General features: G+C 68.4%; 11 protein-coding genes. 5 read left to right on the top strand and 6 right to left on the bottom strand.

The features are described from left to right. Positions 1–532: 532 nt before the first annotated feature. On the bottom strand, positions 533–1,192 hold the full coding sequence (locus HHX35_RS27165) for a response regulator transcription factor (protein ID WP_182901542.1): 660 nt from the start codon (positions 1,190–1,192) through the stop codon (positions 533–535). Then, a complete protein-coding gene (locus HHX35_RS27160) occupies positions 1,189–2,412 on the bottom strand; it encodes a sensor histidine kinase (RefSeq protein ID WP_259405459.1) in 1,224 nt (407 codons plus the stop codon). Before HHX35_RS27160 ends, HHX35_RS27165 begins: the two co-directional genes overlap by 4 nt. A 203-nt stretch (positions 2,413–2,615) precedes the next feature. On the opposite strand from HHX35_RS27160, the gene HHX35_RS27155 reads away from it, so the two are divergent. Then, entirely contained in the window at positions 2,616–3,248 is a 633-nt protein-coding gene (locus HHX35_RS27155; protein WP_182901540.1) for a hypothetical protein, read from the top strand. A 92-nt stretch (positions 3,249–3,340) separates the two neighbouring features. Here HHX35_RS27155 and HHX35_RS27150 read toward each other — a convergent pair whose 3' ends face one another. Then, on the bottom strand, positions 3,341–4,243 hold the full coding sequence (locus HHX35_RS27150; protein WP_182901539.1) for a VOC family protein: 903 nt from the start codon (positions 4,241–4,243) through the stop codon (positions 3,341–3,343). 301 nt (positions 4,244–4,544) lie between these two features. Between HHX35_RS27150 and HHX35_RS27145 the strand changes: the two genes are divergently transcribed. The 3 genes from HHX35_RS27145 to HHX35_RS27135 all read left to right on the top strand — a co-directional run bounded on the left by HHX35_RS27145 (position 4,545) and on the right by HHX35_RS27135 (position 8,217). Next, positions 4,545–6,362 carry a tetratricopeptide repeat protein gene (locus HHX35_RS27145; protein ID WP_182901538.1) on the top strand — a complete coding sequence of 606 codons (1,818 nt, stop codon included), beginning with the start codon at positions 4,545–4,547 and terminating at the stop codon, positions 6,360–6,362. A 145-nt stretch (positions 6,363–6,507) separates the two neighbouring features. Beyond that, on the top strand, positions 6,508–7,206 hold the full coding sequence (locus HHX35_RS27140) for a HEAT repeat domain-containing protein (RefSeq protein ID WP_310739331.1): 699 nt from the start codon (positions 6,508–6,510) through the stop codon (positions 7,204–7,206). A 6-nt stretch (positions 7,207–7,212) separates the two neighbouring features. After that, positions 7,213–8,217, top strand: a complete 1,005-nt coding sequence (locus HHX35_RS27135) for a MerR family transcriptional regulator (RefSeq protein WP_182901537.1) — start codon at positions 7,213–7,215, stop codon at positions 8,215–8,217. A 64-nt stretch (positions 8,218–8,281) separates the two neighbouring features. On the opposite strand, the gene HHX35_RS27130 is transcribed toward HHX35_RS27135, so the two are convergent. Next, the gene (locus tag HHX35_RS27130; protein ID WP_220505924.1) at positions 8,282–9,574 is read right to left on the bottom strand and encodes an MFS transporter; all 1,293 of its coding nucleotides are present in this window, start codon (positions 9,572–9,574) and stop codon (positions 8,282–8,284) included. Continuing rightward, the gene (locus HHX35_RS27125) at positions 9,571–10,134 is read right to left on the bottom strand and encodes a helix-turn-helix domain-containing protein (protein WP_220505923.1); all 564 of its coding nucleotides are present in this window, start codon (positions 10,132–10,134) and stop codon (positions 9,571–9,573) included. Before HHX35_RS27125 ends, HHX35_RS27130 begins: the two co-directional genes overlap by 4 nt. A 210-nt stretch (positions 10,135–10,344) precedes the next feature. On the opposite strand from HHX35_RS27125, the gene HHX35_RS27120 reads away from it, so the two are divergent. Beyond that, positions 10,345–10,782: an ester cyclase gene (locus tag HHX35_RS27120; protein ID WP_182901536.1), complete on the top strand. Its 438-nt coding sequence runs from the start codon at positions 10,345–10,347 to the stop codon at positions 10,780–10,782. Between the two features lie 64 nt (positions 10,783–10,846). Here HHX35_RS27120 and pntB read toward each other — a convergent pair whose 3' ends face one another. Continuing rightward, a complete protein-coding gene (pntB, locus tag HHX35_RS27115; protein ID WP_182901535.1) occupies positions 10,847–12,253 on the bottom strand; it encodes a Re/Si-specific NAD(P)(+) transhydrogenase subunit beta in 1,407 nt (468 codons plus the stop codon).

Here is a 12,253-nt window from a genome sequence, read left to right as displayed (position 1 = left end):
TCCGTGACCGTTGGCATCTGGTGATCGAGGAACGGCGGCCGGTTGAGGTAAGCGCGAGGACGGGCTCGGCCTTCCGTCGCCGGCCCGCTGCCGCTTCGCGGTGGGTCGAGGCAGACGGGAAGATCGGCCCATGGACGACCGGCGTCAGGCCGCGATGGGACGCGACCCTGCTCCTCGTGCCGTCGCCGGTCATGGGAGAGGTCGGCTATCTCCTGGAGTCGCGTGTTGGTCCACAAGCCGAAGTCGCGTTCCTGAAGTCGTTCGGCGGCAGCGGCTTCATGTAGCCGAGCTGGAGGACGGGGATCTTCCTCGGATGGCGGAACCCGTCGAGAGGTACGTCGATCTTCCTCTCGGGCTGGTGGACGCCGCCGTCATCGCGCCGCTTTCGGGTGCGCCGACCGGCTACGCCGCCACCGCTCGGCCGCCGCAGCGGACGTCGCCGGTCGACGCGGACAGGATCGGCTGGATGTTCGCGGATACCTCGCGGGTTGATCCTCTTCGGCGCAGTGGCGGGTCTGGTGCACGGCCGTGGTCAGTGGCCGGGGTGGACGAGGCCGCATTCGTAGGCGAAGACCACAGCCTGGACTCGGTCGCGTAGACCCAGCTTGGCGAGGATGCGGGTGACGTGGGTTTTGACCGTTGGCCCGCTGAGGTAAAGTTCCGCGGCGATCTCTGCGTTGGAGCGGCCTCGGGCGATGAGCCTCAGTACCTCGAGTTCGCGCGGGGTCAGCGTCTCGAGCCCGGCTGGGCGGTCAGAGCCCCGCCGTGGGCGGCGGACGTAATCCTCGATCATTCGCCGGGTGATCTCTGGTGCCAGTAGTGCCTCGCCCGCGGCGACCGTACGGACGGCCCCGGCGAGCTCGCGCGGCGGTGCGCTCTTGAGCAGGAAGCCGCTCGCTCCGGCCCGCAGCGCCTGGTAGACGTACTCATCCTCATCGAATGTCGTGAGTATGAGGATGCGCGCCCGGCAGGTGCCGCCGTTCAGCAGGTGGCGCGTCGCCTCGATGCCGTCCAGGCGCGGCATGCGGATGTCCATGAGGATGACGTCGGGCTGCAGCACGGAGCCTCGGTCAACGGCCTCGATGCCGTCGACCGCCTCGCCAACCACCTCGATATCGTCCTGACCCTCCAGAATCGAGCGGAAACCGCCGCGTACGAGGGCTTGGTCGTCGACGAGCAGGACCCTGATCATCGCTGACCCGCCTCCAGCGGCAACTGTGCCGTAACGGTGAAGCCACCGCCGGGCGTGCCCGCTGTCTCAAGCGAGCCACCGTAGAGCCCGACCCGTTCGCGCATCCCGATCAGGCCGTGCCCGACGCGGCTGGTGTCGGCTCCGCCCCGCCCGCCTGTTCGCCCGGTGTCGCGGATGCTTACCCGTACGGACTGATCGTCGTAGTGCAACCTGACGTACGCGGTGGTCGGCGCGGCGTGTTTCAGCACGTTGGTGAGCGCCTCCTGCACGATCCGGTAGACGGTCAGGTCTACGCCGGGTGAGAGCGGGCGGCCCGAACCCTCCACGGTGAGCTCGACCGGCAGGCGGATCGCGGCCATGTGGTCGACCAGTTCGGCCAGGTCGGCCGTGCCCGGCTGCGGCTTGAGCGCGAGCTGGGCCCGTTCCCCGCGCAGCAGGCCGAGCATGCGCCCGAGTTCGCCTACGGCCTGCCGCCCGGTTTCCTGCACCGAGCGCAGCGGTGCTCGCGCCTTCTGCGGGTCGCGGTCGAGCAGGTCCTCGGCGGCGCCCGCTTGGACCACCATGACGCTGACGCAGTGGGCCACGATGTCGTGCAACTCACGCGCGATGCGGGCGCGCTCGTCGGCAAGCGCGACTCGGATCGCTTCCTCGCGCTCGGCCTCCAGCTGCCGGGCCCGGGCGCGGTCGTCGGAGTGGCTGCGGGCACGGGCACGCAGCACCCGGCCGGCGACGAAGCACACCGCCAGCGGCACCGCGACGAACGGGATGTTGCCGACGGTGCCGGACTCCGGGTTGCGCAGGAACACTACGACCAAGCCGGCGCCGACGGCCGCCACGCCGATGAAGGCCCGCGCCGACACGCTGTGCCGGGCCACGGAGTAGGTGGCGACCAGGATGGGCAGGAGATCGCCCCACAGCGTGACCGTCAGCGGCGTCACCAGCATCGGCCCGGCGATCGCGACCGCGAGGATCACGGCAGTGGCGAGCGGCGTCACCCGGCGCAACGCCAGGATCGAGGTCGCCACCAGCGTGGAGGCGACCACGGCCGGCATCGGGCCGTACGGCGCCGAGTTGTCGAGATGGAACGCAAGGTCGGCCTGGGCGAAGCCGGTGATCGCAAGGGCGAGCAGCGCGTCCGGGAGCAGCCCGGCCGGCCTGTGCCGCAGCCACGCTTGCGCCGGCGACTCCACCCGGGCCCGGGCCGGGTTTGTCACGTCCATCACACCCGCAAGTTACCTACGGGCGCGCTCGCGTGGCGTCATCCGCAGGTCGCATTTCCGGCAGCGTGGTTCGCGACCGGGGTATCAACCGGTGCCGACCCCGGTACGACGACGCCGCGGGTGCGCAGGGCCGACGCTGAGGACGCGCCGCCGACGGACGGCATCGCGCACAGCGCCTGGCGCTGCGAACCATGGAGGAGACCATGACCGTGAACGTGAGACGCCTCGCCGGGTGGGCGCTCATCGTCGGCACGATCGTCGCGGGGGCGGGCTACCTCGCCGCCAACCTGCTCGCGCCGGGCAGCGGCGACGAGGTGTTCCGCTACCAGAACTGGCCGCTGTTCGAGGGGATCGCGCTGGTCGGGGACGTCGTCATCGCGCTGGGGCTGCCGGTGATCCTGACCTTCGCCGGGCGTGCGCCGAAGCTGCACATCGTCGGCTACGCCGGCATATTCGCCGCGCTGGTGATGCTCAATGTCGGCGAGGGCACCACTGAGGCGTTCGTCAAGCCGTATCTGGTCGGCCACGGCGGCATCCCCGCACAGGAACCGCCGGGTTTCGCGGTCTTCGAGGGTGTCGCGCTCCTGGCGCTGGTCGTCGGCTCGATCTGCCTCGGCATCGCTGTGCTGAGGGCGCGGATGCTGCCGTGGTGGATCGGGATCGCGTTGATCGTCTCTTGCCTCCTCGGCGCCCTCGGGCTGCCCGGGGCCTGGTTCCTGGTGCCCGACGGCGTCTTCTTCGCGGCGCTGTTCGCCATCGGCGTCTTCGCCGTGCGGGGGAGGCCGGACCATACCCCCGCGACGGTCGGGCAGGCGCCTGCCGGCATCCGGGATTGATCTTTTCGCCCTGGCGTGGAGGCGGCGCCTGTTCCTACCGAACACCCTGAGCCGGCGCTTCGCGGGTCCAGGCTTGAACCAGGGCTACTCCATCAGTCGTAGGTGGAGATCTCGATGAGGTTGTGGTCCGGGTCACGGATGTACAGGCTGGTGATCGGACCGAGCGCGCCGGTCCTGGGAACCGGACCCTCTTCTATGGGTACGCCCGCGGCGGTCAGGTGAGCGGCCACCTGGTCCAGGGGCGAATGGGTGATCAGGCAGAGGTCGGCGCTGCCCGGCACGGGGCGGAGGGCGTGTGGCCGGATCTCGTGCCCGGCCTGGTGCAGGTTGATCTTGCTGGAACCGAAGGCGAGCGCGTGGCGGCCACCGCTGAAGGTCACCGGCTCCATTCCGAGGGCGTCCCGATAGAAATCGATCGTCCGGGGGATGTCCGCCACGGTCAGGACCAGGTGATCGAGGCTCGCGATGCGGACGGCGAAGGTCTCCTTGACGGCCTCCCAGGCGACCGGTGGCAGGAGAACCCGGTTACGGGCGAAGAACGCGTGAAGCGCGGCCCCGTGTTCCGCGCGGATGTCCGCGTTGTGCTGGGCGACGTCGATCTCGTTCGCGGCTGTGATCAGGATGAACGCTCGGAGTTCGGCGACGGAGGGGTCAACCGGCCGGCCTATGAAGCGGTCTACGAAGCGCAGGGCGGGATAGGTGGCTGCGCGGTCGCAGGAGGCGTAGAGATACACCAGCGCCTCGGCCGGGGCCCCGATCACCTCGGCCAGCGCGGCGCGATCGGCGAGGTCGAGGAGCGGGTGGTCGAAGCCGTCTGTGCCGTAGGTGGCGTGACACAGACCGGCGAGCTGCACCTCTTCAGGCGCGTCCCAGTCCTTGAGCTGGGCGGCGACACGGTGCAGGTGCTCCAGGAGCGTGCCGCCGGGGTGAGGGATCTCGGCGGCGCCCTTGGAGGCGAGGAATGCTGTCGAATCCGTAAAGGTATCCGCTGTCATGTTCGCCTTGTATACACCGGCGGGTGAGACCGACGCGGACAGGGGCACCCACCCGATGCGGGCCCAGCCTCACCGGCCCACCTGGAGGAGAACATGGCGGCCGCCGACCTGATCCTTTCAGACGACGACCTCGCCGTCTTGGACACGCTCGCCTGATCAGGCCCCTCCGCCGGACGAAGCGGGCCGCAGCCGGTACCGGGTTCGATCAGTGCGGCGTACAGTCCGAGACGGTCCAAAGCCGGCGAGGAGCGCCGGCGGGGCCGGAACGCCCGACAGCGACGACGCTCACTGGAGGCGTGTGATGACGCCCGCTCGCCCGGCCGTTCGCCGCGGTGCCCGTTATGCCGCCGCGCGCACAAGCACGACCAGAACGCAGGACCCCTCCCTGCGATGGCAGATTCTGGTACTGATCGTCGCGGGCGCCTTCGCCGTGCACGCCAACGGCCTCGGCAACGGCTTCATCTATTTCGACGATCCTGAGGGCGTGGTGGACAACGTCTCCATCCGGGAGTTCAGCGGGACCAACATCGGCCACTGGTTCACCACGCCGCTGCAGTTCATGTATACGCCGCTGGTGTACGTGTCGTACGCGATCGACTATCTGTTCGGCCACGGCGCGATCGGCATGTACCACTTCACGAACCTGATACTGCACCTGGCCAATGTGGCGTTGGTGTTCGTGTTGTTCCGCCGGCTCACCGAGCGCGCTTTCCTGGCCTGCTTCGTCGCGGTGGCGTTCGCGATCCATCCCGTGAACGTCGACACGGTCGCCTGGATCTCCGCCCGCAGCAACTTGCTGGCCACGCTCTTCTCACTGGCCGCGCTCCTGGTCTACCTGCGTTACATCAGGTCACAGCGCTGGCAGCCGTTGGCATGGTCCGTGGTCCTGTTCGGGCTGGCCGCGCTTTCCAAGTCGACCGCCGTCGCGCTTCCCCTGGTGTTGTTCCTCGTGGACCACCTGCAGGGCCGCAGGCCGAGCCGACGTCTGTTCCTGGAGAAGATCCCGTTTCTCGTCATCGCCGCGATCACGGTTCTCGTCGCGCTGAACGTACGGCAGGATGTGGTCCCGCAGCACGGGTACACCGTTGTCGACCGGATCCTCCTGGCCTGCTCGGCGTTGGTGAACCATCTGGTGCAGTCGATCTACCCGTTCCATCTGTCCCTCGTTTACGAGTACCCCCACAAGCCCTTCCCCTGGTACCTCTACCTTTTCCCGTTGGTGCTCGCGGCCGGGGCCGCCGCTTTGTGGCTGGTGAGGCCGGCTCGCAAAATCGTCGTCTTCGGGCTCGGATTCTTCGCGGTCACCATCGCGCCGACCCAGGCCGTGCTTCTCATCGACGGCTACCACGCGAACAGATATGCGTACCTGCCGTATCTCGGCATCTTCCTCATCGCCGGATATTTCACGGACACAGCGCTCCGGCACCGTGATCGCAGGCTGCGTTTCGGCGCGATCGGGGCGACCGCGGGGTTCGTGATCCTCTTCGCCACGCTGACCATCATCCGGAACACGGCCTGGCGGAACACGGAAACCATCATGAGCGACGCCATCGCCGAAGAGCCCGGCGTTGCGTTGACGTACAACAGCCGGGGCATCGCCAGATTCCGCGACGGAAACTACGCCGACGCCACAGCGGATTTCGAGCGTACCGTCGAACTCGACCCGGACTTCGTCCTGGCGCACCACTACCTCGGCATGATCAAGTACCACGACCGTGACTACACCGGGGCACTCGGCGAGCTCGACTATGAGGTGTCGCGGCTTCCGACCTTCGCAGCCGCCTACAACGAGCGCGGTAAGGTCAAAATCGCTCTGCGTGATTACTCGGGCGCGTACGCGGACCTTTCCACGGCCATCGCCTATGACCCGCAGCTGGCAGAGGCCTACTACTCCCGGGGAGCGGCCGGGATCGGGCTGGGTAACCCGCGCGGGGCGATATCCGATCTGAACGCGGCGATCGGACTGATCCCCCAATACGCCGACGCCTATTATCAGCGTGGAGTGGCCGAATCCCGGCTGGGCGACACCGGTGCCGCCTGCGCCGACTGGAACGCGGCGGTGTCCCTCGGCAACCCCGATGCGAACAAATCCCTCGCCGACAACCACTGCGCCGGTTGACCATATGGTCTCGGCGCGTCTCCTCGAGATCTCACCCGGACCCGGCATCGAACAGATGGCGGCCCTCCCCGAGGAGGCCTTGCGATATACGGCCCGGGTGCTCAACCTGTGCGGCTCCGCTTGACCTTGACACAGTGACAAGGTCTTGACTGTCGCCGAGGAGGTGGTGGTTCCGATGACCACACCGGAAGACGACACGAACACGTTGAGAGCTCTTCAAGCGCTGGAGAGCAGCAGCTCGTCGGTGCGGCTGCAGGCAGTGCTGGCGGCCGGCACGACCCCGGACCCGCGGTTCGTCGACAAGCTCGTCGAACGATGCGCGATCGAGCCCGATTTCTACGTGCGCGACATGCTCACGTGGGCGCTCACCCGCCACTCGTCATCGATGACGGTTCCGAAGCTCATCGAAGAACTTCGCTCGGAGCGTGCGCAGGCGCGAAGCCAGGCGTTGCACACGCTGTCCAAGATCGGGGATCGGCAGGCATGGCCGGCGATCACACGGGCGCTGCTGACCGACACCGACGACGAGGTGGCGCGGAGCGCCTGGCGAGCAGCGGTCGTGCTCGTGCCCGAAGGTGAAGAACCCGAGTTGGCCGGGGTGTTGGCGACACAGCTGGGACGCGGTGAGCGTGAGACGCAGTTGAGCCTCAGCCGGGCGCTGATCGCGCTCGGTAAGGTGATCACACCGCCCCTGGACGCCGCGATGACGAATCGCGACCCTCGTGTGCGTCAGCACGCGATCGCCACGGAACGGCTGTTGCGCAACCCGGAAGCCGGATTCGAGTTCGCGATCGAGGAGGCGAAGCGCGTCGCAGTCCTCGGCACGGCCGGCCAGGAGGGGTGACAGGCGGTGTTGATCGGTGATGTGGCACGACGGTCCGGGGTCAGCGCCCGCATGCTCAGGCATTACGAATCGCTCGGCCTGGTGCGGCCAACGGGTCGTACCGAGGCCGGCTATAGGGAGTACTCCAGCGAGGACATCCAGCGGATCTTCCATATCGAGATCCTGCGGTCATTGGGGCTGTCGCTGCGCGAGGTCGGGCGTGCGCTGGATGATCCCGGCTTCACGCCCTCGGAACTCGTCGACGACCTCATCCGCCAGACGCGAGAGCGCATCGCGGCCGAGACGGAACTGCTCACGCGACTGCGTCGGATCGGTGCCGCGGAACCCGCCGGCTGGGAGGACGTCCTCCGGATTGTGGCACTCCTCCAGGCCTTGGGGTCGGAGAGCGCCGGGAAGCGCCAGCGTGCGGCCCTGTCCTCGGTCGAAGAGGTTTCGGTGCCGGTGGAAGCTCTGGTCGAGGCAGCGCTGAGCGAGACGGACCCGAACGTCGCCGGAGCCCTGCGATGGGCTCTGGCGCGATCGGGCGACAGCGGAGTGGCGCTGCTGGCGGAGGGCCTCGACTCACCAGTGGCCGCGGTGCGGAAACGGGCCGTCCAGTCCATCGCCGAGATTCCGAGCGGTGCGGCCACCGCGCTGCTGCAGCAGGCCCTCACGAACTCCGATGTCGTGGTTCGCAGCTGTGCGGCTCTGGCGCTCGGGGCACGTGGAGCAGCCGACGCGGTCCCGACGCTCATCGACATGATCGTCGAGGGGACGAACGACGTCGATGCGGCCGATGCGCTGAGCACGCTGGCGAGTGACCCCGCGTTGACGGAGCAGATCGCTACCAGGCTCGTTGGCTGCCTCGCCCAGAGCGGCATCGAATCGTCCGCACGTCGACGGCTGACACAGGCGCTCGCGGACATCCCGGGGATCACGACGTCGCGGGCCCTCGCAGATCTGTCGGACGACGAAGACCGTGCCGTTGCGCTTACTGCGACATACCTTCTCAAACTGCGCAGCGCGCAATGACGGATGACCGGCAACGAGCCCAGGGCGCCCGGCACCGTCCCACTTCTGATCATTCGGCGAGATATCACGATCGGTCTGCAGCATGCAGTTGTTCCGGCATGGCCGACAAGACGTGGGGGACGGGGAAGTCGCGCAGGGGGCGGAACGGGCTGAGCAGCAGGACGGCGAGTGAGAGGAGCTGGATGACGGCCATCAGCATCAGGGTCTCGCGTACGCCGACCGCCTCGCCCAGCACACCGCCGAGCAGCCCGCCGAGGGGGATCGCGCCGTAGTTCAGGGCCGAGGCGCTCGCGGTGATCCGTCCGAACAGTTCGGCCGGGCAGTAGTGCTGGCGGAAGGTGCTCGTCAGGATGTTCGAGGCGACGATGCCCAGGCCGGTGCCGAAGCCGGCGGCGGTGAAGAGAACCAGTCCCGTGCCGCCGCTGCCGATCGGCCCGAGCAGAGCCATCGGTGCGGCGAGGGCCTCGCACAGCAGGAATCCCCGTGCCGTTCCGAATCGCGTGGCCGTCCGGCCGGACAGCGCGGCGCCGAAAAGGCCGCCCGAGCTTGCCACCGCCAGCACGACGCCCACCTGTCCTGCCTCGGCGCCGAGGTCCCGGGTGAGGAACACGACCTGGATCGACGAGTAACCCATCAAGGCGATGTTGGACATCGCGCCGAAGGCCGTGAGTGTGCGCAGGTAGGGGTCGCGGACGACGAACCGCAGCCCGTCGCGGATCTCTGCGCGCAGCCGCCGTTTCGCGGCGCCCTCCCGGCGGGTCTCGCGCGTGCCCACGGAACGCAGGCACAGCACGGCGATCGCGAAGCTGACCGCGTCGGCCAGTACGCCGCTGACCGCGCCGAACCACTGCGCGAGCAGCCCTGCCAGCCCGGGACCGGCGATCTGCGCGGCCGATTCGCTGCCCTGGAGCTTGGCGTTGGCTTCCAGCAGGCGCTCGCTCTCGACCAACACGGGCAGGTAGGCCCGGTAGGCGAGGGTGAAGAACACCTTCGCCGCACCGCCCGTCGTGGCCGCAACGAGCAGGTGCGCCGTCGTCAGCGCGCCGAGCCATGCCACGATCGGCACGCTCGCGAACACCGCCATGGACACGCTGTTGCACACCAGCATCACCGGCCGTTTCGGCATCCGGTCCACCCATGCGCCCGCGGGCAGTCCGACCAGCAGCCACGGCAGCCAGGCGGCCGCGGTCAGCAGCCCGACGGTCAGCGGGCTCGCGTGCAGAGTCATCACGGCGACCAGCGGAAGCGCCACGCCGCCGACGGAACTGCCGAGCGTGCTCGTCGTCTCGCCGATCCACAACAGCCGGAAGTCGCGAGTCCCCAGCAGTCCGCCGCGTACGATCGGCGTCGTGGTCACGGCCGGCCCGGCACGGCGCGGACGGTGAGGAAGACCAGCTTGCGTTCTTCCCCGTCGTCGGGAACCTCCCGGTCGGCCAACGAGGCGAACAGGGCGAATATCTGCTCTTCCAACTCGGCGAGCTCGGCGACCGACAGCCTCGCCCAGTGATCGGTGGTGAACGCCGCTCGCCGCCACGGCTCCGGGTAGCCGTCGCGCTCGGCGAACCACTGCCGTACGAGCGCGGTCTGCCGGTCGAGGACGAGCGATTCCGCCGCCGCGGCCACGGGATCGTCGGGGAAGTCCGACGCCGACCAGCTGAGGACGTCCGGCGACCTGCGCCACCAGCGCTCCCGGCGGTCACGCGCGAGCTCCGGCACCTCCTCGACGAGTTCGCTCGCGGCGAGGACCTTCAGATGATGGCTGATGTTGCCGACGGCCTGCCCGGTCCTGTCGGCGAGCACCGACGCCGTCGAGGGCCCGTCCACCCGCAGGATGTCGAGCAGCCGCCGGCGCAGCGGGTGGGACATCGCGGCGAGCACCTTCGAGTCGCGTACTTCACGCGTTGGACGATCACTCACCTGCCCACCCTAGAAGCACAAGAGATGTTGTGCAACAGCTCTTGTACGTCTGGTTGGATCGCCGCTTGACGCCCGGACGGAGCTGGAGCGCGTAGCCGACGGGGACGACCGCGAGCCGTCTTTTGCCAAGGCGAGGCACTTCGGGAACCATGAGAAAACCGTGCTTTGCGTAAATTGAGTAGCCGATATTCGACGCACCGAGGGCGCCCTATGGCTACTTTCTGGGACCTCAAGCACTGGTTGGCCGACGCGATCAACAGTCACGACATACCGGGGATTCTCTGCTGCTACAGCCCCGGCGCCGTGTATGTCACGCCGTCAGGCGTGGCGGAAGGCCACGACCAGATCGCCTGGATGTACGAGCAGTTCTTCAGGGCCTTTCCGGACTTCCACGCGACGGCCTGGTTCGAGCTCGGCGACTGTGACAACCCCGCCGTCACGGAATGGACCTATACCGGCACCCATAAGGGGCCTTTCCTGTTGCCGGACGGGCGCGAGATAGAGGGAACGGACCGTCACATCACTCTCCGCGCCACCTGCTCGACCTTCGTCAGGGACAGCAGGATCGTCACGCACCGCGAATACTTCGACCAGCTGGAGCTCTACAGCCAGCTCGGCTTCGGGCTGACGAAGATCGAGCACGGGTGACCGCGGCCGGGAGGCGTCGTCCTCCCGGCCCGGATCGGCGTTCGGCGGCAGGCTGGTCACACCGTCACAGCGCGGAGACGATCTCCTCGACGCGTTGCCTGGCGTCGCCGAAGAGCATCCTGCTGTTGTGCCGGAAGAACAGGGGGTTCTGCACCCCGGCGTAGCCCGTGGCCATCGACCGTTTGAAGACGACCACGTTCTCGGCCTCCCACACGCGCAGGACGGGCATCCCGGCGATGGGGCTGTCCGGGTCCTCGACGGCCCCCGGATTGACGGTGTCGTTGGCGCCGATGACGAGGACGACCGACGTGGTGGCGAAATCGTCGTTGATCTCGTCCATTTCGAGCACGATGTCGTACGGCACCTTGGCCTCGGCGAGCAGGACGTTCATGTGACCGGGCAGGCGGCCGGCGACCGGGTGGATGCCGAAGCGCACCTCGACGCCGCGGTCCCGCAGTTTGCGGGTGAGGTCGGCGACCGGATACTGCGCCTGCGCGACCGCCATGCCGTACCCGGGGGTGATGACGACGGACTTGGCCTCCTTGAGCAGGTCGGCGGTCTCGGTGGCGGTGATCTCCTTGTGCTCGCCGTAGTCGTGGTCGCCGGCTGGGCCCGCCTCGATGCCGAAACCCCCGGCGATCACGGAGATGAACGACCGGTTCATCGCCTGGCACATCACGTACGACAGGTAGGCGCCGGACGAGCCCACGAGGGCGCCGGTGACGATCAGCAGGTTGTTGTCGAGCAGGAACCCGGACGCCGCGGCCGCCCACCCCGAGTAGCTGTTCAGCATCGAGACGACGACGGGCATGTCCCCGCCGCCGATGGAGGCGACCAGGTGCCAGCCGAGCAGCAGCGCCACGGCGGTCAGCGCGATGAGCAGCCCGAGGTTCGGGGAGATCACGAAGAGCACGGTCAGGACCGCGAACGCCGCGAGCGCGCCCAGGTTCAGGTGGTTCTTGCCCGGCAGCATCATCGGGCGGGAGTCGATCCGGGCCGACAGCTTGAGGAACGCGACGACCGACCCGGTGAACGTGAGCGCCCCGATGAACACGCCGATGGACACCTCGGCGTGGTGGACGCCCAGCAGCGAGCCGGGGACCTCCGCCTGCGCCCCGCCCCCGTTCTCGACCTCCAGGAAGCCGTTCCAGCCGACCATGACGGCGGCGAGGCCGACGAAGCTGTGCAGGATGGCGATGAGTTCCGGCATGGCGGTCATCTCGACGATCCGGGCCCGCCAGAGCCCGACGGCGGCGCCGATCGCCATCGCGGCCAGGAGCAGGACCACCGCGAGGGTCTCGCCGCCGTCCGCGGCGAGGACGACCGTGGCGGCGAGCGCGATGACCATGCCGGAGATGCCCAGCACGACGCCGGAGCGTGCGGTCTCGTGCTTGGACAGGCCGGCGAGGCTGAGGATGAACAGAAGGGCGGCGACGATGTAGGCGGCCTGTGCGGCCGTGGTGAGGGTCAC

Origin of the sequence: Microbispora sp. H10830 (assembly GCF_014161375.1) — a bacterium.
In the GTDB taxonomy this organism is placed as follows: domain Bacteria; phylum Actinomycetota; class Actinomycetes; order Streptosporangiales; family Streptosporangiaceae; genus Microbispora; species Microbispora catharanthi.
Note: the sequence above shows the minus strand (reverse complement) of the source record. Positions and strands in the feature narration are given on the sequence as shown.

Bases quoted from the DNA above. Each gene is read 5' to 3' on its own strand.
- HHX35_RS27155 (WP_182901540.1), top strand. From the start codon at position 2,616: ATGACCGTGAACGTGAGACGCCTCGCCGGGTGGGCGCTCATCGTCGGC.
- HHX35_RS27120 (WP_182901536.1), top strand. From the start codon at position 10,345: ATGGCTACTTTCTGGGACCTCAAGCACTGGTTGGCCGACGCGATCAAC.
- HHX35_RS27160 (WP_259405459.1), bottom strand. From the start codon at position 2,412: ATGGACGTGACAAACCCGGCCCGGGCCCGGGTGGAGTCGCCGGCGCAA.
- HHX35_RS27150 (WP_182901539.1), bottom strand. From the start codon at position 4,243: ATGACAGCGGATACCTTTACGGATTCGACAGCATTCCTCGCCTCCAAG.
- HHX35_RS27165 (WP_182901542.1), bottom strand. From the start codon at position 1,192: ATGATCAGGGTCCTGCTCGTCGACGACCAAGCCCTCGTACGCGGCGGT.
- HHX35_RS27145 (WP_182901538.1), top strand. From the start codon at position 4,545: ATGACGCCCGCTCGCCCGGCCGTTCGCCGCGGTGCCCGTTATGCCGCC.